The organism is Actinomadura madurae (assembly GCF_047130825.1).
In the GTDB taxonomy this organism is placed as follows: domain Bacteria; phylum Actinomycetota; class Actinomycetes; order Streptosporangiales; family Streptosporangiaceae; genus Spirillospora; species Spirillospora madurae.
In genome coordinates this window covers 5,353,264-5,378,088 of the sequence record NZ_CP083237.1, presented here as the reverse complement: position 1 = coordinate 5,378,088, position 24,825 = coordinate 5,353,264, and the positions used below count along the sequence as shown (strand labels likewise).

Annotated in this window: 25 protein-coding genes; 12 read left to right on the top strand and 13 right to left on the bottom strand. The window is 70.3% G+C overall.

The window, feature by feature from the left end; all coding sequences use genetic code 11:
- Positions 1–678: 678 nt before the first annotated feature.
- Positions 679–2,115 (top strand): serine/threonine-protein kinase, encoded by a 1,437-nt coding sequence (locus K8Z49_RS24315; RefSeq protein ID WP_412515298.1) that lies wholly within the window; start codon positions 679–681, stop codon positions 2,113–2,115.
- Between the two features lie 293 nt (positions 2,116–2,408).
- A complete protein-coding gene (locus K8Z49_RS24310; RefSeq protein WP_111831021.1) occupies positions 2,409–2,651 on the top strand; it encodes a hypothetical protein in 243 nt (80 codons plus the stop codon).
- A 190-nt stretch (positions 2,652–2,841) separates the two neighbouring features.
- On the opposite strand, the gene K8Z49_RS24305 is transcribed toward K8Z49_RS24310, so the two are convergent.
- Together K8Z49_RS24305 and K8Z49_RS24300 are read right to left on the bottom strand one after the other, a co-directional pair.
- Complete coding sequence (locus tag K8Z49_RS24305) at positions 2,842–3,813, bottom strand: TIGR03086 family metal-binding protein (protein WP_021591436.1); 972 nt, start codon at positions 3,811–3,813, stop codon at positions 2,842–2,844.
- A 215-nt stretch (positions 3,814–4,028) separates the two neighbouring features.
- Complete coding sequence (locus tag K8Z49_RS24300) at positions 4,029–5,093, bottom strand: RNA polymerase subunit sigma-70 (RefSeq protein ID WP_412515297.1); 1,065 nt, start codon at positions 5,091–5,093, stop codon at positions 4,029–4,031.
- Between the two features lie 11 nt (positions 5,094–5,104).
- On the opposite strand from K8Z49_RS24300, the gene K8Z49_RS24295 reads away from it, so the two are divergent.
- Positions 5,105–5,425: a hypothetical protein gene (locus tag K8Z49_RS24295; RefSeq protein WP_412515296.1), complete on the top strand. Its 321-nt coding sequence runs from the start codon at positions 5,105–5,107 to the stop codon at positions 5,423–5,425.
- Positions 5,426–5,516: 91 nt separating this feature from the next.
- On the opposite strand, the gene K8Z49_RS24290 is transcribed toward K8Z49_RS24295, so the two are convergent.
- Entirely contained in the window at positions 5,517–5,879 is a 363-nt protein-coding gene (locus K8Z49_RS24290; RefSeq protein WP_412515295.1) for a YciI family protein, read from the bottom strand.
- A 318-nt stretch (positions 5,880–6,197) separates the two neighbouring features.
- Positions 6,198–6,830 carry a hypothetical protein gene (locus K8Z49_RS24285; protein WP_412515294.1) on the bottom strand — a complete coding sequence of 211 codons (633 nt, stop codon included), beginning with the start codon at positions 6,828–6,830 and terminating at the stop codon, positions 6,198–6,200.
- Between the two features lie 90 nt (positions 6,831–6,920).
- Between K8Z49_RS24285 and K8Z49_RS24280 the strand changes: the two genes are divergently transcribed.
- Positions 6,921–7,604, top strand: a complete 684-nt coding sequence (locus K8Z49_RS24280) for a nuclear transport factor 2 family protein (protein WP_412515293.1) — start codon at positions 6,921–6,923, stop codon at positions 7,602–7,604.
- Here K8Z49_RS24280 and K8Z49_RS24275 read toward each other — a convergent pair.
- From K8Z49_RS24275 to K8Z49_RS24265, 3 genes are all read right to left on the bottom strand, one after another.
- Positions 7,579–8,067: a hypothetical protein gene (locus K8Z49_RS24275; protein ID WP_021591429.1), complete on the bottom strand. Its 489-nt coding sequence runs from the start codon at positions 8,065–8,067 to the stop codon at positions 7,579–7,581. The genes K8Z49_RS24280 and K8Z49_RS24275 overlap by 26 nt on opposite strands.
- Positions 8,064–9,875 (bottom strand): glycoside hydrolase family 15 protein, encoded by a 1,812-nt coding sequence (locus tag K8Z49_RS24270; protein WP_412515292.1) that lies wholly within the window; start codon positions 9,873–9,875, stop codon positions 8,064–8,066. Before K8Z49_RS24270 ends, K8Z49_RS24275 begins: the two co-directional genes overlap by 4 nt.
- Positions 9,876–10,095: 220 nt before the next feature.
- Positions 10,096–11,130 (bottom strand): hypothetical protein, encoded by a 1,035-nt coding sequence (locus tag K8Z49_RS24265; protein ID WP_075021558.1) that lies wholly within the window; start codon positions 11,128–11,130, stop codon positions 10,096–10,098.
- A gap of 294 nt (positions 11,131–11,424) precedes the next feature.
- On the opposite strand from K8Z49_RS24265, the gene K8Z49_RS24260 reads away from it, so the two are divergent.
- Positions 11,425–11,778, top strand: a complete 354-nt coding sequence (locus tag K8Z49_RS24260; protein WP_220126568.1) for a hypothetical protein — start codon at positions 11,425–11,427, stop codon at positions 11,776–11,778.
- A 308-nt stretch (positions 11,779–12,086) separates the two neighbouring features.
- Here the strand turns inward: K8Z49_RS24260 and K8Z49_RS24255 are convergent, their stop codons facing one another.
- Complete coding sequence (locus K8Z49_RS24255; RefSeq protein ID WP_412515291.1) at positions 12,087–12,767, bottom strand: nitroreductase family protein; 681 nt, start codon at positions 12,765–12,767, stop codon at positions 12,087–12,089.
- A 252-nt stretch (positions 12,768–13,019) separates the two neighbouring features.
- On the opposite strand from K8Z49_RS24255, the gene K8Z49_RS24250 reads away from it, so the two are divergent.
- Positions 13,020–14,306 (top strand): MFS transporter, encoded by a 1,287-nt coding sequence (locus K8Z49_RS24250; RefSeq protein ID WP_412515290.1) that lies wholly within the window; start codon positions 13,020–13,022, stop codon positions 14,304–14,306.
- Positions 14,307–14,312: 6 nt separating this feature from the next.
- Here the strand turns inward: K8Z49_RS24250 and K8Z49_RS24245 are convergent, their stop codons facing one another.
- Positions 14,313–15,008: a TetR/AcrR family transcriptional regulator gene (locus K8Z49_RS24245; RefSeq protein ID WP_075021554.1), complete on the bottom strand. Its 696-nt coding sequence runs from the start codon at positions 15,006–15,008 to the stop codon at positions 14,313–14,315.
- A 178-nt stretch (positions 15,009–15,186) separates the two neighbouring features.
- Between K8Z49_RS24245 and K8Z49_RS24240 the strand changes: the two genes are divergently transcribed.
- The 4 genes from K8Z49_RS24240 to K8Z49_RS24225 are packed head-to-tail and all read left to right on the top strand — an operon-like array spanning position 15,187 to position 18,463.
- Positions 15,187–15,705, top strand: a complete 519-nt coding sequence (locus K8Z49_RS24240; RefSeq protein ID WP_021591421.1) for a DUF4863 family protein — start codon at positions 15,187–15,189, stop codon at positions 15,703–15,705.
- Between the two features lie 10 nt (positions 15,706–15,715).
- Entirely contained in the window at positions 15,716–16,297 is a 582-nt protein-coding gene (locus K8Z49_RS24235) for an NADPH-dependent FMN reductase (protein ID WP_021591420.1), read from the top strand.
- A gap of 55 nt (positions 16,298–16,352) precedes the next feature.
- Entirely contained in the window at positions 16,353–17,519 is a 1,167-nt protein-coding gene (locus K8Z49_RS24230; RefSeq protein ID WP_412515289.1) for a Rieske 2Fe-2S domain-containing protein, read from the top strand.
- Entirely contained in the window at positions 17,516–18,463 is a 948-nt protein-coding gene (locus tag K8Z49_RS24225) for a PDR/VanB family oxidoreductase (protein WP_412515288.1), read from the top strand. Before K8Z49_RS24230 ends, K8Z49_RS24225 begins: the two co-directional genes overlap by 4 nt.
- Before the next feature lie 98 nt (positions 18,464–18,561).
- On the opposite strand, the gene K8Z49_RS24220 is transcribed toward K8Z49_RS24225, so the two are convergent.
- The 3 genes from K8Z49_RS24220 to K8Z49_RS24210 are packed head-to-tail and all read right to left on the bottom strand — an operon-like array spanning position 18,562 to position 20,992.
- Entirely contained in the window at positions 18,562–19,383 is an 822-nt protein-coding gene (locus K8Z49_RS24220; protein WP_412515287.1) for an ABC transporter ATP-binding protein, read from the bottom strand.
- On the bottom strand, positions 19,383–20,153 hold the full coding sequence (locus tag K8Z49_RS24215) for an ABC transporter permease (RefSeq protein WP_021591416.1): 771 nt from the start codon (positions 20,151–20,153) through the stop codon (positions 19,383–19,385). Before K8Z49_RS24215 ends, K8Z49_RS24220 begins: the two co-directional genes overlap by 1 nt.
- A complete protein-coding gene (locus K8Z49_RS24210; RefSeq protein ID WP_412515286.1) occupies positions 20,150–20,992 on the bottom strand; it encodes an ABC transporter permease in 843 nt (280 codons plus the stop codon). Before K8Z49_RS24210 ends, K8Z49_RS24215 begins: the two co-directional genes overlap by 4 nt.
- A gap of 254 nt (positions 20,993–21,246) precedes the next feature.
- Here K8Z49_RS24210 and K8Z49_RS24205 point away from each other — a divergent pair, with 254 nt between their 5' ends.
- On the top strand, positions 21,247–21,951 hold the full coding sequence (locus K8Z49_RS24205; protein WP_021591414.1) for a FadR/GntR family transcriptional regulator: 705 nt from the start codon (positions 21,247–21,249) through the stop codon (positions 21,949–21,951).
- 43 nt (positions 21,952–21,994) lie between these two features.
- On the opposite strand, the gene K8Z49_RS24200 is transcribed toward K8Z49_RS24205, so the two are convergent.
- Positions 21,995–23,614, bottom strand: coding sequence for an amidohydrolase (locus K8Z49_RS24200; protein ID WP_412515285.1), 1,620 nt, complete (start codon positions 23,612–23,614; stop codon positions 21,995–21,997).
- A 126-nt stretch (positions 23,615–23,740) separates the two neighbouring features.
- Between K8Z49_RS24200 and K8Z49_RS24195 the strand changes: the two genes are divergently transcribed.
- A complete protein-coding gene (locus tag K8Z49_RS24195) occupies positions 23,741–24,727 on the top strand; it encodes an ABC transporter substrate-binding protein (RefSeq protein WP_052357317.1) in 987 nt (328 codons plus the stop codon).
- Positions 24,728–24,825: the final 98 nt, after the last annotated feature.

Below are 24,825 nucleotides of genomic sequence, written 5' to 3'. Positions count from 1 at the left end.
CGACGTTGGCAGCGTCGATGACCACGGAACTCAGGGTGATGGCCCTGTTCTTCGCGCTGGCCGGTGCTCAGACGGTCGGGATGATCCCGCCGTCGCTGCAGCATCCCGCGCTCGACCGGCTTGCACTGCCAGACCGCATCCCAGCCCCGCCGAGTCCACCTGCGAGCCGACAGGCCCCCGGGCCATGCGCCTAGGCGAGATCCACCAACCGTCCGCCGTAAAACCTCGTTTCGCTTGGGGAGTCTCGGCGGTGGCAGATGAGCGTGGCGGCGATGCCGACGAAGGCCGGGAAGTGCTCGGGCTTGGCCCCTGCCGGCGAAGGTGTGACAGATCTGGAGCATGCGGCGCTTGCTAGCTAAGAGGTTGCGGATTCCCCGCCGTGACCGTGTGCCGGGATGTTGATCGGACTGAGGCATCCCTCGGCGCCGGCCCCGCCCCTCGCCCCCGTAGGGGCGGGGCCTTCCCGGTGGATGAACTGCTTGCCGGCAGAGGCCGGCGCGGGCGCCGCCGAGGGCGGTGAGCGTACGAGGCCCGGGCCCAGTGGCGGTCTGCGATGGCTCCAGCGTGACGTCGCTGTCGCTGCGAGCGCTCTAAGAGGAAGGACACGGGTCGATCGGACGATCCGGCTGGCGCCACCTGGCGACGGACGTTGTGGTGGCGTTAATGGGAACTGGGGTTATGGGACGACATGGACGCACGGCCGATGGCACGGTGTTGCTGGCGGGCCGTTACCGGCTGATCGAGCCGATCGGCCGGGGCGGGATGGCCGAGGTGTGGTGCGCCGAGGACATGTCGCTGGGGCGGCGGGTCGCGGTCAAGCTGCTGGATCCCGCGTCCCCGGCCGCGGGGACCCGCGACGAGTCGGTCGGCACGGTCGGTGAGCGGGTGTGGCGGGAGGCCCGCGGCGCGGCGCGGCTGGTGCATCCCAACGTGGTGCAGGTCTATGACGTGGCGGCCGACGGTGACCGGGTGTTCCTGGTGATGGAGCTGGTCACCGGCCAGGACCTGGCCGCGATGTTGGACGTGAGGGGACCGTTCCCGCCCGGGCAGACGGCCGGGCTCGGGGCGCAGGCGGCCCGCGCGCTGGCCGCCGCCCACACCGCCGGCGTGGTGCACGGTGACGTCAAGCCGGCGAATCTGCTGCTGTCCGACGACGGCGTCCTCAAGCTCACCGACTTCGGCATCGCCCGTCCCCTGCACGTCCCCGCCACCGAAGAGGCGGCCGGAAAGGTGGTGGGCACCGCCGGGTACCTGGCCCCCGAAGTCGCTCTCGGGCAGCCACCCGGCGAGGCCAGCGACCTGTACGCGCTGGGCTGCGTGCTCTATGAGCTGTCCACCGGACAGCCGCCGTTCACGGCCGACACCTCCGTGTCGGTGCTCCACCGGCACCTGCACGACCCCCCGGTCCCGCCAGGACGGCTGCGTCCGGAGGTCCCGCCGAACCTGGAGCAGGTGATATTGCGGCTTCTGGCGAAACACCCCGAGAGGCGGACCAGTGACGCCGCCCGCGTGGCCGAGGTGCTGGAGCTGATCGGTCAGGCTGGAACCCCGAGCCCGGTGACGGACAAGCCGTCCAACGTCACCGAAGTGCTTCCCGCCCTTGCTCCGACCGGCGCCCGGCACGCCCGTCCGCACACCAAGGTGCTGCCGCCTCAGTCTTCCCTGGTGGCATGGCTCGCACGGCGCCCGCTGCTCGTCGCCGCACTCGGCGCGGTGGCCGTCATCATGGTCGCCGTCATGGTCGCCGTCATCGGGCCGGAAGACCGACCCGCCGCGGCTCCCTCCCAGTCCACTGGTCCGTCGGCCCAAGGTCCGAGCCGGGCGCGATCAACCGAACCGGCGACGCGCCCGCCGTCCACGGCATCGACACTGATCGCCCTCCAGCAACGCATAGCCCGGCAGGCCGACAGCGGACGGCTCGACGAGGAGACCGCCGACAAGGTCACCGAACACCTGGAGAAGATCGCCGAACACCTCCGCGAGGGCAAGGACGACGAGCTCGCCGAAAAGGTCGCCGAGATACGCGACAAGCTCGACGAGGCCTCCCGCCGAGGCGGCTGGACGCCCGACCCCACCACCTTGCGCCTCCTCGACACGTTGTCCGGCGCAGAGTGACAGCCTCCAGATCAACGGTCATGTCGGCGTTTCGATATCGCTTTGGTCTATGGGAGCTGCGAATGGCGAACGAGAAGAATGAACCACACAGTTTGTGACGACGAGTTCGCACGCCCCTACAATGCGTGGGCATGGCACATCCTCCCCCGTACGGTCAAGATCCCCGCCACGCTCCCCCATACGGCCAGGGCCCTCACCCGCCGCCGCCTCACCCTGGGGTAGACCCGTATCAGTCGCGCCACCACGCCCGCCGCCGCCATGACGGCTCAGCGGCTGTGGCCAACGTCGTTCGCGTGGTCACCGGCACCGTCGCCGTGATCTTCCTGCTGCACATCCTGTTCGTGGTCTTCGACGCCAACCAGGGCAACGGCTTCGTCCACGGCGTCTACAGCGTCGCCAAGGCCCTCGTCCTCGGCCTCGGAGACGTCTTCACCCCCGACGACGCCACACTCGGTGTTGTCCTGAACTACGGATTCGCCGCGCTGCTCTACCTCGTCGTCGGCCAACTCATCGTTCGTGCCCTGAACCGCCCTTGATGCCTCGACACGGCGACCGGCCTTCAGAGTCATACGGGTCTGGGCCTGCCGGGTTCGGGGAGCGGTCACACGCGGCGGGATCACCGCGATGGTCCGGCCGCCTGGGTGGCAAGGACAAAAGGTGGCTTGGTGGAACGGTGGCGGTGGCGGCCTGGATCACGTCCTCGATCCGCGATCGTTCTCGATGGGATCAGGTTCGTAGGCGCGTGACCGCCTCTGCTGCGTTGTCCTCTATGCGTCGTCCGAGATGGGCTAGCAGGGCGACGAATGTGTCGGCGGTCGGGCTGATGAGCACGGGCTCGGCGAACATGCCGGCTCGACGCTGGGCATCGCCGACTCCCTGCCTGGCGTATGCCCAGACCGCGTCGATGATGTCCTCGTCGGCTGGATGGTCGAGCTTGGCGCCTTGGGCGATGTCCCATCCGTGGACGAGGCTTTCGACGAGGGAGATGGAGGCGAGTTCCGTTCCGTGGGCCGGTCCGGCGAGGAAGGGGAATTGCCGTTCCAGCGCCCCGGGTTCGCTGAAGGCGGCCAGCGAGCGTTCGGCCACCGCGCGGAAAGCCGTGGCGGGGTCGGTGCCGAGATGGTCGGTGTCGGCCTGGCGTTGGGCGTCGGCTTCGGCGGGGTCGAGGGGGGTGCCCTCGGCTACCTGGGCGATCAGGAGCAGCCCGCCGGTCAGGTGGTCGGCGGTCTGCCGAACCGTCCATCCGTTGCAGGGGCCGGGGGAGGCCCAGCCTTGAGTGGTGATCTGTTCGATCAGTTCGGCCGTGGCGTCGTAACTGCGCCGCAGCAGCCGCAGCAGGTCGCTCGTCCTGACCGTCGCGCGGCGCAGGTCTTCGGCGTCGTAGATCAGCTCTGCCCGGACGATCTGCCCGTCACGGATGTGCAGCAGTTCGGCGGCGGTGAGGGTGCCGGGCAGCGGGTCCATTTCCCAGTCGATGATCGAGCAGACCGTCTGGCCGGTGACGAATCGGTGCCGGACGCGGAAGCCGCGCACGGCGGCGCCCGCCTTCCGGGCCATCGCCCGGTAGCCGTCGGCGGTGCGGAAGCTGGCGACCGGGCCGGTGAAGGTGAGGTCGGCGGCCAATGGGACGTCGGTCATGTCACCGGCATGGTGGATCCAGGCGTCGTAGTACTGGTCGGCGATGGCGAGGACATCCACGGTTTCTCCCGGGGATCGGGCCGCGGCGCGGCCGTGCACCCTGACAGATCCTCGGGAGCATGACGACTCATCGGTGCCATGGCGCTCGTCCTACGGCCATTTGCCCCGGCGGCCGGCGCGCCCAACTCCGCGAGTGGCCAATGAGGTGGATCTGGTTCTTGCAGACCCTCATGACCTGTGCGATGGCCGCCTCGCGCTGACCTTCGGTTGCGCCGTCACACGTGGATGGGGGCGTTGACCGGCGGGTGCGAGGGCGGGAGAGCGAACCAGCCGAAGACGTCGGCGTTCGGAAACCCGGTGATCTCGGCGATTCCCGCCGGGTGGATGGTCAGCACCATGATGCCGTAGCCGAGGCAGGTACCGGTGGCGTCCGGCAGGTAGGCGGCCAGGGCGGGCTGGCGGTTGGCGGCGGTCTGCACCAGCCGGATCCGCTCCAGGCGGCCGCCGGCGGGCTGGGTGGCGAAGAAGCCGATGACCGCCGCGCGTCCGACGAACTCGACCGGTTCGGGCGGCATGCGCAGGACGGCGTCCTCACGCAGCAGGGCCGCCAGCGCATCAAGGTCGCGTCGTTGCCAGGACCGGACGAACCGTCGCAGGATCCGCTGCTCATACGCGTCCAGTGCACGCTCTGGAGGTGCGGCCTTGGAGCGCAGGGTGGCGCGGCCGCGCTGCAAGGCGCTGTTGACCGCGGGGACGGTGGTGCCGAGATAGTCGGCGACCTCGGCTGCGCTCCAGCACAGCACCTCGCGCAGCAGTACCACCGCGCGCTGTGTGGCGGGCAGTAGTTGCAGGGCCGCCACGAAGGCCAGGGCGACCGATTCGCGTTGCTCGACCACGTGGACGGGGTCGAGTTCGTCCAGAAGCCGGTCGGGGTATGGCTGCAGCTGGCCGACCTCGGCCAGCACGGTGGGTGTCCGGTTGCGGCGCTCGATGCTCTTCAGGCAGGTCGTCGTTGCGATCCGGAACAGCCAATGATGAAACGGGGCGCGAGCCTGGTAGGTGTGGAGGCTCCGCCAGGCCCGCAGCAGGGTGTCCTGAAGGGCTTCCTCGGCCTCGGTCAGTGAGCCGAGCATGCGGTAGCAATGCAGGTGCAGGGCTCGCCGGTGCGGTGCCATCAGGGCTTCGAAGGCCACCTCGTCACCCGACCGCGCGGCTTCCAGCAGCGCCGCCGCGTCGGCGTCGGCCGTTTCCATGCCCAGCACAGTAGCCGCCCTCCCCGACACGACCGATGAGTCGGCCGCCCACGGCGGATCGAACATGGCGACGACCGACGACGGCACGGGAGGGCACTGTGACTCCGGAAGAGCTGTTCTGGGAGCTGGCCGAGCCGATGCTCGCCGACAGCGCGATCACGCGTTCGACCATGATGGGGCTGCCATGTCTGCGGCATCATGGACGTTTCTTCGCCGCACTGGACCGCCGGAGCGCGGCGCTGCTGATCAAACTGCCCCGGTCACGTGTCGCGCAGCTCATAGCCGACGGTCGCGGCCGTCCGTTCGCTCCGGCGGGACGAACGTTCCGTGAGTGGGTCGCGTTGCCCTCGCCGGATCGGCGACTGTGGAGGGCTCTTCTGGAAGAGGCCCGGGGATTCGCCGCCGCTTCGACGGCGTAGCCGGCCGTGACCGGCACCGCCTCGGGCGGCCGGCTACGCCGGAGGAAGCCGCGTTCGGCCGATCGGGCTTTTCCTAGGTGCGGCGCTGCGGTCAGGTTCCGGCGACGGCTGCGAACGGGCGGACCTCGATCGGGGCGCCGATGGCGGCGGTGACCTTGGACGCCCAGTTCAGCGCGACGTCCAGATCGGCCGCCTCGATGATGTAGAAGCCGCCCAGGTGCTCTTTGGACTCGGCGAAGGGACCGTCGGTGGTCAGCACTTCGCTGCCGGACATGCGCACGACGGTGGCCGTGTCGGGCTCATGCAGACGGGCGGAGAACACCCACGCCCCGGTCGACTTCAGCTCCTCCTCCACGGTGGCGAGCCGCTCGTAGGACCGCCGCATCTCTTCCTCCGACGTGGGTGCGCGCGAATGGTCCTGGGTGCTGTGGACCGACAACATGTAATGCGTCATGAGGTCCTCCTGACATGGCGGGCGCTTCCCGCTTCACCCTCACTACGAATGGGCTGCCCTCGAATCGACACCTCCACCGAGATTCGTCGGTCTGGCGTCTCTCACAACTCGGAGTTCGAGGATTCGCCGCTGTTTGCGCCGCGATGGCTCCCGTCACGGCGACCGCGACACAGCTGAGGAGGGCAGTGTCGACCGCATCGGTGAACGCGGTGTGGACCATCGTCCGGATCTGTTCCGCGTCCGGGCTGAGGCCGTCTCTACTGAGCGCTTCGTTGGCGGCTGTGACGAAGCGGTGTTGCCATACTCCCGAGACCACCGTCACACCGGCGGTGATCCCCAGGAGGTAGGCGACGTAGGAGACGTTGCGCCCGCTGATCGACCGCTCGGATGGGACGTGCTGCAGGGTCGCGGCGGCGGTCGGGTCTTCCTGGAGCCCGAAACCGGCGCCCGCGATCGCCGGCGGGGCCAGGAAGAACGTCCAGCCGGGATGGGCCCCGGGGCCTTGCCGGTGAGGGATTCGGCGATGGGCGCGACGACGACCGCACCGGCGATGATCGACATCAGCAACGCCCCGGCTACCAGGGCCGAGTGGCCGAGTTGGACCTGCAGGAGATGGGACAGGCCGAAGAACAGGCCGAGGCTGGCGAACTCTCCGAGGCCGCGCGTTAGATTGCCGGCGGCGAAGCGATGCGAGGCGGCCAGGTCGCGGTCCACGAGCGGGGCGTCGGCGCGCCGCTCGTGGAGGACGAAGAGGCCGAGGAGGACGACCCCGGCGACGACGAAGGCCACGATCGGCGGTGAGCTCCAGCCGCGCGACGGGTCGTCCTTCGAGCATCGATCCTCAGTGCGCACCTGGCTGTACCGGATCGCGACGAACGCCTGCCTGACGGCTTCCGCGCAGAACGCCCGCAGACCGCTGCCGTCTGGGATGGCCGGCCCGAGCAGTGACATCAACGTGCCGGGCACCCCCGACGGAACCGACATCGGCTGGTTGCAGCCGTTCCCGACCGCATCGACCCGGCCAGGACCTTCTGACCCGCCGTGGGTCATCGAGTCACGCGGGAGCCTGCGTCTCGCGTTCATCGCGGCACTGCAACTGCTGCCACCCAGGCAACGTGCCGTGCTCATCTGCGCGACGTCCTCGCCTGGCGAGCCGCCGAGGTGGCCGACCTGCTCGGCATCTCGCCGGTCGCGGTCAAGAGCATCCTGCAGCGTGCCCGGGCCCGACTGGCAAGGACGGCTCCCAACGAGGCTGAGATCACCGAACCGGCGGAGCCCCGACTGCGCAGGCTGCTCGAAGCCTGTGTGTCGGCGTTGGAGAACGCCGACATCACCACACTGGTGCAGTTGCTACGGGCGGACGCCCGTTTCGAGATGCCGCCGTTCTCGACGTGGTTCGAGGGACGTGACGCCGTCGCACGCTTCATCGGTTCCCGGGTGCTCGACCGGCCGGGCACGTCGCGGCTCATGCCCACGCAGGCCAACGGACAGCCGGCCGTCGCGGCCTACCGGCGCGGCGTCGATGGTATGCACCGGGCACACGCCATCCATGTGCTCACGATCGACGACACGTCGATCACCCGGATCGTCGCCTTCCTCGACGCTGACCTGTTCTCCCGCTTCGACCTACCCAAGCGAGTACCCCACCGCCGCGCAGAAGTGAAGGCCAGCCTCCCTGCCGACGAACGCACCGCTTGGATCATCCAGGGGTGCCGAGCGAAGTGAAACCTCCGACTATTGCTCCGAAGGCAACGTGGGCGAGGACGGTGACCAGTGGCGTGCTGGGTCCGTAGTTGAGCATCAAGAAGCCCGGGGGTTCCAGCTGGGCGGCCTTGGGAGCGCTGGTCATCGGGCTGCCCATCCGCGGGTGGACCAACGGCAGCAGGACGTTCACCAGCGCGGTGCCGGCGAAGATCCCGTGCATGAGACCGAAGAGTGCTCCGAGCCACCAGCCGGCGTGGCCGATGGCGAGAAAGACGGCGTAGTAGACGAACGCGAACAGCTCCCCGTTGACGAAGTGCATGAGGTAGCCGATCGCCTTGGCGCGGGCCCGGTCGCCGGTCACGGCGGTGCCGAGCAGGAACGGCAGGTCCATCCGGGTGAGTTTGAACTCGCTGGCGGTGCGCAGGACGGTGGTCAGGACCAGTGTGCCGACGAACGCGCCCGCGGCGGTTCCCCCGGCGCTCACCTGCCCGCCTTCCCCGCGACCGAGTCGATGGTGCACGCGGCACTGATCAACGCCAGGTGGCTCAGCCCCTGGGGCAGGTTTCCCAGGAAGGCGCCGGTGTCCGGATCGATCTCCTCGCCGTAGAGGCCGACGTCGTTGGCCAGCCTGATCAGGTCGTCCATCAACGCGACGGCCTGGGCGAGGCGCCCGGTGCGGGCGAGGCACTCGGCCAGCCAGAAGGAACAGGCCAGGAACGCGCCCTCGGTGCCGCTCAACCCGTCCTCGCCGGAGTACCTGTCGACGAACGGACCGTGCCGCAGTTCCTGTGCCACCGCGTCGACCGTGGCGCGCATGCGGGGATCGCCGGGATGCGAGTAGCCGTGGAGAAGGCCGGAGAGCACGGCGGCGTCCAGGTCCGAACTGCCGGCGGAGCGCGTGTAGCAGCGGCGACGGGGGGAGAAGCAGCGTGTCTCGACGAAGTCGCGCACCTGGGCGCGGGCGAGTCGCCAGCGGTCCGAGCCGCGGTCGGGGATCAGGCCGCGCTCGCAGAGGTCGATGGCACGGTCGAGCGCGACCCAGCACATGATCTTCGAGTGCGTGAAGTGCAGGGGAGCGCTGCGGACCTCCCAGATCCCCGAGTCCGGCGACCGCCAGGCGGCGCAGACGAAGTCGGCCAGCTCGGCCAGGCGCCGGGCGATGTCCGCGTCCAGGCGTCCGGCGGCGCCGGCGTGCAGCCAGCCGGTCTGCATCAGCTCACCGTAGGTGTCCAGCTGGTCCTGGGCGCCCGCCGCGTTGCCGATCCGCACCGGTCTGGAACCGCGGTATCCGTCCAGGGGGAGTACCCGTTCCGGCGTGTCGGGGCCCCCGTCCAGCCGGTAGAGCACCCGCAGTCGCGGATGCGTGAGCTGGGTGGCGTGCATGAGCCACCAGAAGTAGGCGTGCGCCTCGGTGGAACATCCGAGCCGCAGTAGTGCGTCGAGGGTGAACGCCGAGTCGCGGACCCAGGAGAAGCGGTAATCCCAGTTGCGTTCGCCTCCGATGTGTTCCGGCAGTGAGGATGTCACCGCGGCGGCGATCGCCCCCGAGGGCGCGAAGATCAGGAGCTTGAGCGCCAGTGCGCTGCGCAGCACGGCGTCGCGCCACATGCCTTCGTACGAACGTTCCCGCGACCAGCCCTGCCAGACCGCGATGGTGTGCTCCATACGGGCATCGCATTCGGAACGGGTCGGCAGGACGAGCGGTTCCTGGTGCGCGAACGGCATCGCCAGCAGGGCTCGCCGCCCCTCTCTCAATTCAAGGCGGCCATTGATCGCCTGGTCAGCGCACTCCGGCTCACCCGCGTCCCAGGCACAGACGGCGAGGGCGTCCCCGCCTGCCTCCGCCACCGGTACACCGGCGCGCCTTGTGATGCGTGGACGGTGAGCGCCGTAACCGAACCGCGGCTGCACGCTCCAGCGCACGGGCACGGTCCCGGCCACACCGTCGAAACGCCGTTGCAGCTCCCGCATCGGCCCCAGCGTCCCGTCGCCCTCCAGGGTCAGCGCATCGGTGACCCGCAGACTGCCGCGGGCGGTGGTGAACGTGGTCTCCAGCACGTTCGTGCCCGGCAGGTACCGGCGCGCGACCGTGAACGGCTCCGCCGGCTCCAGCAGAAAATGCCCGCCCCGGACGGGGTCCAGGACGGCGGCGAACACCGAGGGTGAGTCCAGGTCCGGCATACCCAGCCAGTCCACCGACCCGTCGGCGGCGATCAGCGCGGCACTCCGCCCGTCCCCGATCACGGCGTAGTCGCGCAGCCGGGCGTAGCCGTCCCTCCGGAAGGCTGTCATGCGCCTGGACCGTGCGAGGCGTCACCACCAGGGCCGCCGACTTCCATGGATCCATGCTCTCACCTGGTCACGGTCCGTTGCTTCCGTCTCCTCCACATGTGACGTCAAGGCTTCGCGTGTTTCACCGCCGTCCGCCAGAAGGCTCCGGGAGATCCTCAAGCACGCAGTCCGACGAAGAGGTAGAGGCGCGCTTTCAGGATGCACGCCGAGACGGCGAGGATCACTGTTCGGTGGCGGGCATGGGTTTGCGGGGCTTCGCCGGTGCGCCCTGGACGGCCGCGTGGACGACCTCCGCGACGTTGTAGCCGAGGATGCCCGCCACGTCGGTAAGTCCCGGAGTGCTGAGGACCGCGTTGGCCTCGCCGGCCTTCAGGCTGCGCCGCCAGCGGGTGTCCTCCCGGGGCTTCTCGTCGTTCCAGTACGCCCGCGCATGCCTCACGAAGTCCTCAGCCTCCGCACGCCCGGGACCGTCGAGCCGCCGAATGTAGCCCTCCAGCTGCTCCTTCCCCACATATGGGACGAAAGAGCTCCAGTTGCCGCCGGTGTCATGGATCCTCGTGTTGTCGGGCTCCGCGTCCAGCGGAAGGTGCAGGAAGCCGGCCAACCGCTCCAGGGACCGTTCCGGGCGCGCCATGTAGTCCTCGTAGCGGACGACCATGTGCGGCAGACCGTACGTGTTGACGGTGCGGAGGGCGTCCACGTACGTGTCCCGCCAGATGCCCGCGCCCCGCCACAGCGGCTCCCCCGTCCGGTTCTGGTAGCTGAGCGCGAAGGCGATCGGGTTCCGCGCCGTGACGATCACGGATAGCGTCGCCCGGCTCGTCGGGTCGGCGAGCTGCTGCTCGACGGCCTGCCGGAGCCAGGCGACGTACTTGCTTCCGTCGACGACCACCGAAACCCCCAGTGACCGGGCGAACCGCCGGTGCATGCCGAGGATGTCGTCGTACGACACCCGCTCCCGGAGCGCGTCCGTGAAGTGCCGGCACTCCTTGCCGAGCAGTGAGCAGGGCCCGCAGACCAGTCCGGCGTCTTTGTGGCTGTACTCGGGCATCTGCGTGAAGTTGTTCAGCTCACCGACGTAGTGGGCGCCCCGGATCCGAGCGGTCATGTCCCGCCCGAGCAGGGTCGAGCCCGAGAACAGCGTGCCGACGACGAAGACCGAGGTCGGCAGGCGGTCCTGCCCGTCGCGGAGCCTGGACCGGAGGTTCGCGAACCGGCCAGGCTGAACGGGGACCGCATGCTTCTCAACGTCCATGTTCACGCCTACGGGAAAGATGAGGACCAGCCGGCCGGAAGGAGGTGACCGTGCAGAGCATTGTGCACGCTACCGCCGTCCACTGCGAGCGGCCCGGCAATCGCTCTGCCAGCATGAATCCGGCTCCGCCGCTTCCCTGCGGACCCCGGATCTTCCATCAGTCGATCCGGCTGCGGCGTCCTCGCGAGGCGCGATGTGGGCGATGCCCTCTCAGGTACTGCCGATCGGGTGCTCACGTGTAGTTGAGTATCAGTGCTCAAGGCCGGGCACCGGTCGCCGCCTACGTTCTAGACCATGAGTTCTGGACAGCAGACCGTCGGGTCGATCGGCGAGGCGCGGGCTTCGCGGAAGGCGAGGGGGTCGGCGTCCCTGGTGCTCGGTGCGCTCGCCGTGGCGATGATCGCTTGCCCTTGGTCGCCGTCCTTCGCGTCGCCGTGGATTCGGTTTCTCCCCGTATACCTGTTCGTGCCCACCGTCATCAGCGCGCTGGTCTCCGGAGGCGTCGCTCTCCAGCGCATGCGGGGTGACGAGGACGCCGACCGTCGCCGGGCGCGGGCCGGGATCACTCTCGGGCTGGTGGCCATCGCGCTGGCGCTGGCGACGGTCGCCTGGGCGATCTGGACTCTGAGTCAGGTTGAGACGTACTGACGAGGGGCAGGGCGCCCGGAGCCGGCCGAGCGCCCTCTGGTGACCGCTGGCGTGACATCGGCGCTGTGCGGGGTGGGCGTAGCTGTTGTCGCCAACATCCCCGGTGAAGGTGTCAACGAGTACCAGCGCACCGGGCGGCGTCCGGACGATCCGGAAAGCTGGTCTGCTGGGCTGGCTCTGGCGTTGACGGCCTGGGACATCACCACTGGCGAACGGCACGGCCCGTTCCATCCGGCCGGCGTTCCGGACGAGGAGTGGTGCTTGACCCGGTCCCTGGGTGCCGGTGCGGTGGCGCCGGACGACTCCGGTCAGCTCGCGGAACTCTCCGCGGGGCCGCTCCACAAGGGTTCGGGGACCTCGGCGCCGAACGGGCGGCTCCAGTGGTTGCGGGAGGCCACCTCGTGCACGGGGCGCCGGTTGGCCGCGACGCCCCACCGGCCCAGCGGGTAGCCGAAGGCCAGCATCGCCGTCAGCCGCCACCCCTGCTCCACGGGGACGCCCAGCATGTCCGTGACCGTGTCTTCGGCGTAGCGGAGGACGGTGCTCATGACACCGCCGACGCCCTCGGCCCGCGCGGCGAGGAACGCGCTCCAGATCGCGGGATAGATGTTCGCGCCGCCGTGGTCGTCCACGGCGAACACGAAGATCAGGAGCGGGATCTCCTCGAAGTGGTCGGTGAAGTACCCGCCGGACGCCTTGATCTTCCGCATGGTCTCGGTGCGGCCCGCGTCGTCGCCCGGGACCGTCATGCCCAGGGTGCCCGCCGCGAGGTCTCGGCACTCCAGCTCCCGGCACTCGCGGTAGAGCTCGGCGAGCCGCCGCTTGTGGTTCGGGTCGTCGACGGCCAGGAAGTGCCAGCGCTGCGTGTTGCCCCCGTTCGGCGCGCGGATGGCCGCGTCGAGGATGCGGCACTGCGTCTCCAGCGGGACGGGGTCGGGCCGCATCCGGCGCATCATCCGGGTGGTGTAGAGCGCTTCGTGGACGTCCAAGGGTCATCCTCCCGCCGGCGGGTTCGTGGCGGGGATATTGCCACGCTGATTCATTACAGTCAATAGCTGTAACGAAAGTCGCCCGAGATGTCGTGCGAGGTCACGGCGCCGCCGGTGTTCCGCGAAGGTAGTTAAGTTACAAGTCTTGACTGTAACTAATCTCCCCAGCAAGATGAGCGCACCACGCCGCAGGGCCGGTCCTCCAGGCGAGGTGTTCATCATCTTCGGCGACGGGAGAATCTCGTGGCGTCCATGAACCTCACAACACGATCGTGGCTGGTGGTCTGGGGGAGTACCGCGGCGCTGACCGTGAGCGCCTCACCGCTCGTCCTGCAGACCGTCGGCCTGTTCATGAAGGAACTCGGCGAGGACTTCGGCTGGACGCGCACCGAGGTCAGCGGCGCGAAGAGCCTCGCCGGGCCGGTGGCCGCGCTCGGCGTCCTGCTCTTCGGCTTTCTCATCGACCGGTTCGGGCTGCGCCGGGTGATGATCCCGGCGCTCGTCCCCTTCGCCGGCAGTATCGCGCTGCTCGCGCTGACGCCGGACTCGCTGCCGGTGTTCTACGCGATCTCGATGCTGGTCTCCCTGCTCGGCGCGGCCCAGCAGCCGCCCCCCTACACCAAGGCCGTCGCCGGATGGTTCGACGCGCGGCGGGGTCTGGCGATCGGCATCGCCGTATGCGGCATCGGGCTCGGCACCTCGCTCATACCGCAGTACACGCAGTTCCTCATCGACCACGTGGGCTGGCGGGGGGCCTACGCGGGCCTGGCGGTGCTCCTGCTGGTCGTCGCGCTGCCTCCGTGGATCCTGGTCATCCGCGAGCCGAACGCGCAGGAGCGCCGGCGGCTCACCGGGGACGCCCCGCGCCCGGCGCCCGGCACGGAGCAGGCCGGCGAGGCGCCCGGGATCGAACGCCGCCGGGCGCTGCGCACGCGGTCGTTCTGGATCCTCGCGGCGGGGACGTTCGTCGCCTCGGTCTCCCTGAACGGCAGCATGACGCACCTCGTCCCGATGCTGACGGACCGGGGCATGACGGGCGCCGCGGCGGCGGCCGTCCTCATCCCCGTCGGCATCGCCTCGCTCGTCGGGCGGCCGGTCGCCGGGATGCTGCTGGACCGGTTCCGGGGGCCCCGCGTCGCCTTCGTGCAGCAACTCGTCCCCGTGGTGGCCTTCGTGCTGATCGGCACCGGCGTCTCGCCCGTCCTCGGCGCCGTCTGCCTGGGCCTGGCCGTGGGCCTCGAGGTCGACCTGGCCAGCTATCTCACGAGCCGGTACTTCGGCCTGCGCAGCTTCGGGCAGATCTACGGGGCCATGTTCGCGATCTTCGTGCTCGGTGCCAGCGCGGGAGGACTCCTGTTCGCGGTGTTCTACGACAGGCTCGGCGGCTACGACCCGGCGTTCTACCTCTGCGGTGGCGCTCTCGTGGCCACGGCCTTTCTCTTCCTGCTGCTCGGGCCGTACGCCTATCCGACGGCGCGGAAGGTGCGGGGCTCGGCGCCGGCCGCGCCGCCCGCGCGGTCGGCCGCGAGCGGCGAGTAGCCGGGGTCAGCCGTGCGCGCCGCTCCCGGTGCGGACGTCACGGTGGTCGGCGGCGATCGCGGGCCACACGGTGTCGACGATGCGGTCGGCGAAATCGGCGCCGGGGCTTTCGCCCGTGCGGAGGTAGTCCGCGAAGTAACTGCCGAAGCACATGGTCACGACGATGTCGAGATCGATGTCCGGGCGTACCGCGCCGCGCTCCCTGAGCAGATGGAGCGTGGTGATCAGCTCCTGGCAGCGCGGCCCCACGCCGTGCTCGCGCAGTTGTTCCAGCAACCTCGGTTCGCGATCGGCCTCGGCCATGAAGTTTCCATGCAGGGCCATTGCGGCTTTGTTGTTGTAGCGCGGGTCAAGTCGGCGCACGGCCTCCTTGAAAGCGTCGACCGGTTCCAGCCGATCCCAGTCAATGGCGGGATAGGCCTCGCGCTGCATGCGCAGTCCGTATTTGAGCGCGTCGACGACCAGGTCGTACTTGGTCGCCCAGCGGCGGTACAGCGTGGGGCGGGTGACGCCCGCGTCGGCCGCGATGTCGCCGATGGTCATCTGGGAGTAGCCGTCGCTGGCGAGGCGCTTGCGCGCGGCCTGGATGATCGCGTGCTCGATCGCGGGATCGCGGGGACGGCCGCCGGCGCGCGACGAACGGGCGCCGGCGGCTCCGCCCCGGGGCGTCCGGCCCCGGTCGTCCTGGTCGCTGTTGCTCATCTGTGCACCTCCGGCGCCAAGGATAGCCGGGGAGGGGGTGGCCCGAGGTCGTTTCGTTACAGCTATTGACTGTAACGAAACCCTGTGTGAAACTCGTCCGCGGCGGGGCCATCCGCCTGTCGGGGGCGCACGGATCGTCACCGATTTCCGGACATCACTGAATCCTGGAAGGACGGCGATGGACAGCAAGCGCGCACTCATCGAGTGCAGCATTCCGTTCCTGAGCGAGATCAAGAACCGTACCGCCGGAAAGGAGCTCGAATCCTGGCTGAACGCCACGTACTCGGCGGGGACCGGGCTCTACGACGAATTGTCCAGGCTGATCAGAATCGGAGTCCTCGAGGAGGGCTGGGCGGCCGACACCGAGGTCGACGGCCCGCGCTACCGGCGCGGTCTCATCACCGCGCCCTCGGAGGAGACCTCCTACTTCAGCATCACCGCCGTCTACATGGACAGCGTGGCCCGCTACCGGGGGCAGTACCACGCGCACCCGTACGGAGAGGTCAACATGGTCGCGCCCATCAGCCCCGACGCCGAACTCCTCGGCCCGCGGGGCTGGCAGGGCGCGGGCTGGACCGCCCCCGCGCCCGGCAGCCACCACTATCCGGAGGTGCGCGGCGGCGCGCTGATCGCGCTGTTCTACCTGCCCGCGGGCCGCATCTCCTACGACATCCGGCCCTCCGAAGCGGCGCGGTGACGGGCCGATCATGACTCTCGACATCGTCGCCCTCTCCGGCAGCCTGCGCCGCACCTCCCACAACACCGGACTCCTCCGCGCGCTCCAGGCCGTTGCCCCGCCGGGCGTCGCCGTCCACCTCTGCGACCGCCTGCGCGCACTGCCGCTCTTCGACCAGGACCGCGAGCGCGAGGACGTCCCCGCCCCGGTCGCCGATCTGCGCCGGCGCATCAAGGAGGCGGACGGCGTCGTCATCGCCACCCCCGAGTACAACTCCGCGATCCCCGGGGTGCTCATGAACGCCCTGGACTGGATGTCCCGTCCCGCCGACGACTCCAGCCTCCGCGGCAAACCCGTCGCCATCCTCGGGGCGTCCCCGTCCCAGTTCGGCACCGCCCGCGGCCAGACGGTCCTGCGCCAGGTGCTCCACCGCATCCAGGCACCGGTCGTCGTGCAGCCCGAGATCACCGTGTTCCGCTCCCACGAGCGCTTCACCCCTGACGGCACCCTCCTTCCCGACGAGGTCACCGAGGACCTGATGCGCCGCCTGCTCGACGAGCTGGTCCGCCTCATCGAGGCGACCACCCGCACCGCGGCCGCCGCCTCGGCCTGACCGCCCTGTCCGGCTCGCTTCGCCCACCCCACCGATCGAACCCCGAGGAGCCCGCATGCCGATGGAAACCGCCTACGGGCGCGCCGCCGCCACGCACAATCCGGAACTGACACACGTCGGTCCCGGCACACCGGCCGGCGAGCTGTTCCGGCGCTACTGGCAGCCGGTCGCCCTGCTTGCCGACGCCACGACCACCCCGCGCAAGATCAAGATTCTCGGCGAGGATCTCGTCCTGTTCCGGACCCGCAAGGGCGAACCGGGCCTGGTCCACCCCAACTGCGCGCACCGCGGTGCCTCGCTCTACTACGGCAAGGTGGAGGACGACGGCATCCGGTGCTGCTACCACGGATGGCTCTACGGCACCGACGGCGCCTGCCTCGACCAGCCCTGCGAGCCCGAGGGCGGGCGGCACCGCGACCGCGTCCGCCAGCCGTGGTACCCGCTGCGCGAATGGGCCGGGCTGATCTTCGCCTACATGGGCCCGCCGGACCGGATGCCCGTCTTCCCGCGCTTCTCGATCTTCGAGGACCTGGGGGAGGGCGAGGCGCTGGTCGCCGACGACCGGAGCATCGGCGCGGGCGGCCCCGTCATCGTCGACTTCAACTGGCTGCAGCATTTCGAGAACGTGATGGACCCGTTCCACATCCCGATCCTGCACGGCTCGTTCTCCGGCGTGCAGTTCGTCAGCGAGATGGGCGTCCTGCCAGAGGTCCGGTGGGAGCTCACCGGCCTCGGCGTCCGCAGCGTCCAGGACCGCCGCCTCGACGACGGGCGCACCTACCGGCGCCGCACCGAGGTGGCCCTGCCGAACTTGCGGATCGTCCCCGACCCGGTGCTGGACGTCCTCGGCCCGGCCGACTCCCTCGGCTGGGTCGTCCCCCTGGACGACACGGCGTTCCGCGTCTACACGGTGTTCCGCACCGGGAACCCCGAGGCGATCGCGAAGATCCGCACCCGCTTCGACGGGCGTCCGTGGGAGGACCTGACCGACGAGGAGCACCAGCGGATGCCCGGCGACTACGAGGCGCAGAAGGGCCAGGGCGACTTCGCCGACCACGCCGCCGAGCACCTGGCCACCACCGATCGCGGCGTCGTCATGCTCCGCCGGTTGCTCAAGCGGCAGATCGACGCCGTCGCGGCGGGCGAGGATCCGGTCGGCGTGGCCTTCACCGAGGACGACGCGCTGCTCCGGCTGGACGCGGCCGCCTTCATGGTCGAATGAGCGACCTGCTCGTGCGGTCACTGACCTGGGAGGCCGACGGCGTCCTGTCCGTCACGCTGGCCTCGCCCGACGGCGCCGCACTGCCCCGCTGGTCGCCCGGCGCGCACATCGACCTGATCCCCGGCGGCGCTCCCACCCGGCGGTACTCCCTGTGCGGCGACCCCGCCGACCGCCACCGGTGGCGGATCGCCGTGCTCCGCGCGGACCCGAGCCGCGGCGGGTCGGCCTACGTGCACGACTCGCTGCGGCCCGGCTCGCTCGTCCGCTACGACGGCCCGCGCAACAACTTCGCTCTGGCCGAGGCCGCGAGCCACCTGTTCGTGGCGGGCGGCATCGGCATCACGCCGCTTCTCCCCATGGCCCACGCCGTCGCCGCCGCCGGCACGCCGTGGCGGCTGCTTTACGGCGGCCGCACCCGGACGTCGATGGCCTTCCTCCTTGAACTCGGACGCTACGGCGAGCACGTCGTCGTGAGGCCGGAGGAGGAGTACGGCCCTCTCGATCTGGACGCCGCCCTGGCGGAAGCCCGCGAAGCCTCCGGGACGGGCGGGTCAGCGCAGGGCCTCGCCGTCTACTGCTGCGGCCCGGCGTCTCTGCTGGCCGCGATGGAGGAGCGGGTCCCGGACCTGCGTGCGGAACGCTTCGAGCCCCGGACCGAGCCTTCGCCGGGCGAGCCCGGTGCCTTCGACGTCGTCCTGCGGAGATCGGGCGTCACGCTGCACGTCCCGCCGGACCGCACCGTGCTCTCCGTCCTTGAGGAGGGCGGCGTCCCGATCCCCAGTTCCTGCCTGGAGGGAATCTGCGGTTCCTGCGAGACCACCGTGCTCGAAGGCGACGTGGAGCACTTCGACTCCGTGCTGACCGAGGACGAGCGCGCGGCCGGGAACACGATGTTCCCCTGCGTCTCCCGCTGCCGCTCGCCGCGCCTGATCCTCGACCGGTAGAGCCCTCGATCGGTAGAGCCCTCGATCGGTAGGCCTCCGTGAGGAGCCGGCCTTGCACCGGGTCCGGGCCGGGCGAGCGGACGCGCCTCCGGACGGCGCTAGGAGCCCCTGGACGTGCCGGCGACGATCTTGTCCGCGCCGTCGCCGAGCTGCCGCACCTCCCGGTAGACCCGGCCGCGGAGCCGGGCGAAGCCGGGAAGCTCCTTCGTGGTGAGCTGGTCGCGGGGGCGCGGCAGATCGACCTCGACGATGCTGCGCACCCGGGTGGGACGGTTCGTCAGTGCGATCACGCGGTCGGCGAGGTAGACCGCCTCGTCGATGTCATGGGTCACGAAGATCACGGTGACGCCGTACTCGTGGCGGAGCTTGAGGGTCAGGTCCTCGAGGTCGGCGCGGGTCTGCGCGTCCAGCGAGGCGAACGGCTCGTCCATGAGCAGGATCTGGGGCTCGTAGGCGAGGGCGCGGGCGATGGCCACGCGCTGCTGCATGCCGCCGGAGAGCTGCCACGGGAAGCGGGCGCCGGCGTCGGCGAGGCCCACGGCCTCCAGCGAGTCGGCGATCAGCTTCCCCCGCTTCCCGCGGTCGAGCTTCTTGCGCCGCAGCGGGAAGGCGATGTTCTGTTCCACGGACATCCACGGGAAGAGGGACCTGCTGTAGTCCTGGAAGACGATCGCCATGTCCTCCGGGGTGCGGTCGATGGGCCGTCCCTCGATGCGGACCCGGCCCCTCGTGGCGGGCATCAGTCCGGAGAGGCAGCGCAGCAGCGTGGTCTTCCCGCAGCCCGAAGGACCGACAACGCAGACGAACTCGGAGCGTTCGACGGTGAAGCCGATCTCGTCGATCGCGTGCACCGCCTGATCGCCGGTGCCGTACACCTTGCCGAGGCCCTCGACCTCCAGGATCGGCGTTTCGTTGGTCATCAGGACGCTCCTTTTCGTGCTCCGCGGTGCCAGCGCAGCGAGCGGCGCTCGACGATGCCGAAGGCGAAGTTGAACAGGAATCCGAGGATTCCGAGCAGCACCATCCCCGACCACATCTCGGGGATCGCGAAGGTGCGCTGCGATTCGAGGATGAAGTAGCCGATCCCCTTGGTGCTCGCGACCATCTCGCTGATCACCATGAGGATCAGCGACAGCGACAGCGCGACGCGCACGCCGGCGAAGATCTGCGGCGCGGCGGCCGGGACGATGACGTGGACGAGCCGGTCGCGCCGGCTGACGCGATAGGCGCGCGCGCTGTCGAGCAGGTTGGGATCGACGCCGCGCACGCCGTCGATGGTGTGCATCAGGATGGGGAACAGGCTGACCATGAGGATGATGAACACCTTCATCGTCACGCCGACCCCCAGGACGACGATTCCGAACGGGATCAGCGCCGGCGGCGGGATGGCCCGGACGAAGTCGATGAGCGGCGTCACGGCCGTGCGGAGCCTGCGCACCAGGCCGACGAGGATGCCGAGCGGGACGCCGATGACGATCGACAGCGCGAACCCGGCGAACATGTTGATCAGGCTCGGGACGACGTCCGAGCCGACCCGGTCGAACAGCCAGGTGTCCTTGAAGACCGCGAGGATCCGCGTGAGCGGCGGGTAGAACATGTTCGTGCTGCCCGCCGACCACAGCCCCCAGCCGAGCAGGACGAGGACGGGCGCTCCGATCTGGATCCCGAGGAGCATGGCGCGCCGGTTCACTGGACGACCTCCTGGGCTCGCTGCGAAGGGTGCCACCGGAGGAGCCGTTTCTCGATCGCGACGAACACCAGGTTGAGCAGCACCCCGAGCATCCCGGTCGCGATGATGAGCGCGTACATGAGCTGGTACTGGCCGCCCGCCTGCGCCACGGTGATCGACTGGCCGAGTCCGGGCGCACCGATCACCAGTTCGGCGGTCACGCAGAGGATCAGCGCGGTGGTCGACGCCACGCGCAGGCCGGTGGCGATGTAGGGGACGGCGTTGGGCAGGACCACCAGGAACAGCCGGTCGAGCGGCCGCGCCCGGAACGCGTGCGCCGTCTGGAGGGCGACCGGTTCGATGTCGCGCATGCCGTAGATGGAGGCGATGAGAACCGGCCAGCCGGCGGCGAACGCGGCGAGGAAGATCTTGCTCTGCAGGCCGGTGCCGAGGACGAGGACGACGAGCGGGATGAGCGCGACCGACGGGATCGGGCGCATGAACTCGATGAGCGCGGTCGTGGCGGCCCGCAGGAACTCGTTCGAGCCGATCGCGACGCCCAGGAGCACCGCGATCACCACGGCGATGGCGAAGCTGACCGCCCACCCCTGCAGCGTGTGGCCGATCGCGGTCCAGAGTGCCGGGTCGCCGGTCAGGTTCACGAGTTCGCGCAGATCGCTGCTGATCCGGGGGAACGTCTTCTCCGGCAGCGCCCCCGCGATCGTCGCGAGTTCGAGGACGGCCAGCGCGGCCACGAGGCCCGCGGCGCCGAGAACCCCGTCGCCGAGCTTCGGCGATCGCGGGAGGCGCCGTCTCGGTCCGGTGGATTCCGACATCGGCATGGTCCAGGTCCGGGTCAACGGAAGCTCCTTCCGGGCATGTGTCGGCCGCGTCCGCGTCAATGGGGGCGGCCGCCGTCGGCCACATGTGGCGGGTTCGGGCGCACGCCGGGAACTCCGCGAAAGTTCTCGTGGGACGCTGTCCGCCACAGGACGGCGTCCAGCCGTATAATGAAGGTATTCACTATGATGATTATCTGTCAAGGGTGCCGGGGTGCCGCCCGGCACCGCTGACCAGCCGCCATCCGATCGACCCCAGGCATGGAGAGCAATCGATGAGTCGTCCTGACCCCAGTGGCCGCACCGAGTGGCGGCCGTCCCGTGCCGAGGCCATCGCGCACGAGATCGAGCGGAAGATCATCGAGTCCGCGCTGCCCGACGGGAGCAGGCTGGGCACCAAGGAGGACGTGCGCCAGGAGTACGGCGTCGCCGTCGGGACCATCAACGAGGCCGTCCGGCTGCTCGAGACGCGCGGCGTGGTGGCCGCCAAGCCCGGTCCGGGGGGCGGGCTGTTCACGCTGCGCCCGCCGAGCCACGTGCGGGTCAACCATCTGATCCTCGGCCTGCGCGAGAACGGCGTCAACAGCGCGCACTGCCTTGCGGTACGGGACGCGCTCGAGGAGCCCATCCTCATGGACGCCGCCGCCCACCGCACCGACGCGGACATGGCGGAGCTGCGCGAGCTGCTGGACCGCATGGACGAGCAGCGCACCGACGCGAGGGCCTTCCTGCGGGCCAACTGGGCGGTGCACCGGCGGATATCGGCGATCTCCCCCAACACCGTGCTGCGCGTCATCTACAACACGATGCTCGACACGATCGAGAACGAGATCGAGGACGTCAGCTCCGACGACCTGTTCGCGGCGAGCAAGACCTTCCGCGTCCACGTGGCGCTCGTCGACGCGGTCGAGTCGCAGGACCCCGCGCAGGTGCGCCGCGCCGTGCGCCGGCACAGCCCGCCGACCTCGGTCATCGACTGACGCGGGCGCGGGCGCCCCCGGCGCCCGCGCCGGGGGCCGGCGGCTAGGCGCGGTGGCGGATCTCCCCGTCGACCGCGGTGGCCAGGACCGGCAGGTCGCGCAGGTCGTCCGGGGCGCACCGGGCCGGGTCGGCGCCGAGCGCCACCCAGTCGGCGCGCATGCCCGGCCGGAGCACGCCGACGGCGTGGTCGTTGAACGCGGCGTAGGCGGCGTCGGCGGTGTACATCCGCAGGGCGGTCGCGACGTCGAGCCGCTGGTCGGGGCCGAGCGGCCCGGCGCTGGGCGCGTGGTGGCGGGTGACCGCCTGCCAGATCCCGCGCAGCGGCTCGTACGGCGTGACCGGCGAGTCGGAACCGCCCGTGAGCCGGACGCCCGCGCGGTGCCAGGTCGCGAGCGGCGTCGCCGCGGCGGCGGCGTCGTGGCCGAGCTGGGCGATGAGGCGGTCGGCGAACTGCTCCTGCATGGTCGGCTGGGTGGCGACGACGACGCCCAGCCGCCGCGCGTCGGCCACGTTGCGCTCCGACGGCGTCAGGTAGGCGTGGATCGCCTGGCAGCGCAGCGGCTTCACCGGAGCCGTGCGATCGGCGTGGTCGAGCACGTCGAACAGCAGGTCGAGGGCGCCGCCCCCGACGGCGTGCACCCCCAGGGACCAGCCGCGCGCCGCGAGGCCGGACGCCAGCGCGCGCATGGTGTCCGGGTCGAGCAGGAGCTGCCCGTGGTCGCCGCACCGCCCGGGCCAGGGATCGCGAAGGTAGGCCGTCCCGAGCGAGCCGCCGCCGTCCAGGAACACCTTGACGGGGCCGAGGCGCAGCCGGTCGTCGCCGAAGCCGGTTCGCACCCCGAGGCCCGAGAGCCGGGCGATCTCGTCCTCGACGGACGCGCCGGCGGTGAGCAGCGGCATCGCGGTCACCCGTAGCGGCAGCTCGCCGTCCGCGTGCATCCCCTGGTAGCCGGCGATCTCCTCGGTCCGCAGCCCGGGCTCGATCACCGACGTCAGGCCGGCGGCCAGCGCCTGCCGCGCCGCGACCGCGATGGCGGCCCGCCGGGCCCGGTCGTCCTGCGGGGGCACGTGGCGCCGGACCAGCTCGATCGCGGGGGGCTCGATCAGCTCGCCGTCGAGCCGTCCGGAGGCGTCCCGGCCCAGGCGGCCGCCGGACGGGTCGGGGGCGCCGTCGGTCAGGCCCGCGAGGGCCAGCGCGACCGAGTTCGCCACGCCCTGGTGCCCGCACCGCAGGATCAGCACGGGGCGGTCGGGGCAGGCGCGGTCGAGTTCGTCGCGGGTCGGGAGGCGGCGTTCGGCGATGTCCTCGATCTCCCAGCCGTCGGCCGACACCACCCAGGGAGCGTCGGGGTGGGCGTCGGCCCAGGCGCGCGTCGCCGCGACGATGCCCGCGATGCTGCGCTCGCCGGACAGATCGAGCAGGACGTGCGCGAGTCCGGTCCACAGCAGGTGCATGTGGGTGTCGATCAGCCCGGGCACGACGGCCGCGCCGCCCAGGTCCAGGACGGGCGCGTGCTCGCCGAGGGCCGCGCGGGCGGCGTCGAACGAGCCGGCCGAGACGATGCGCTCACCGCGGACCGCGAGGGCCTCGGCGCGGGGCGCCGCCGCGTCCATCGTGTGGACGGTCTCGGCTCGGACGATGTAGCCATCCTCATGATTCATCATAACGATTGCAGGTTATCAGGTGCATCTTCCCTCGGTACACCGTTGCTTTCTCTGGTGAATTGAAGATAATCGTTCTACTCAGTACGGCACGATCGCCGTGTCCCACTCACGAGGAGTGCAGCCATGATGAGAACGATCCGACGCGGTGGGCTCCGGGTGGCCCTTGCGGCGCTGACGGTCGGCCTGGCCGCGGGCTGCGGCTCGGGGGGCACCTCGGCGGGCAGCACCGACGCCGACGGTGTGACGACCGTGAAGGTCGGCCTGATCCCGATCACCGACGTCGCCCCGCTGTACCTCGGCGTCCAGAAGGGCTTCTTCAGCGCTCAGAAGCTCAAGATCGAGCCGCAGCTGGCCGCGGGCGGCGCGGCGATCGTCCCCGCCGTCATGAGCAACAGCAACCAGTTCGGCTTCTCCAACAACGTGTCGCTCATCATCGCGAAGAGCAAGGGGGTGCCGCTGCGGGTCATCACGCCGGGCGTGGGCATCGCGCCCAACGCCAACGAGGCGTGCCAGGTGCTGGCACCGAAGGACGGCGACATCCGGGACGTCGGTGACCTGGCGGGCAAGAGCGTCGCGGTCAACACGCTCAACAACATCGGCGACGTCACGATCCGCGCCGCACTGGAGAAGCGCGGCGTGGACCCGAACTCGATCCAGTTCACGGAACTCGGCTTCCCTGACATGGTCACCGCGGTCGATACCGGACGCATCGACGCCGCCTGGGAGTGCGAACCGTTCGTCACGACCCTCCTGGAGCAGGGCGCCCGGCCCATCCTCAACAACTACGCCGACACCCATCCGAATCTGGCGGTGGCCTCGTACTTCACCTCGACGGCCTACGCCAAGAGCAACCCGGACGTGGTGCGCCGGTTCGACGCGGCGGTGCGCCGGTCGCAGGCGTACGCCAACGCGCACCCGGACGAGGTCCGCGCGATCCTTCCGTCCTACGCCAAGATCCCGCCGGCCCAGGCGAAGAAGATCAACATGATCGCCTGGCCCGCCACGTTCCAGCGGGACTCGATCGAGGAGCTGGTGCGGCTGAGTGAGAAGTACAAGCTCATCAAGAAGCCGGTCAGAGTGGAGGAGCTCATCCAGGAGCCGGCGGGCTGAGTCCCTCGCACCACGGGCGGAGGCGGGCCGGACGCGACGTCCGGCCCGCCTTTCGCGCATCGGCACGGTCGTGTCCCGGGAAACGACTGAACCGGGGA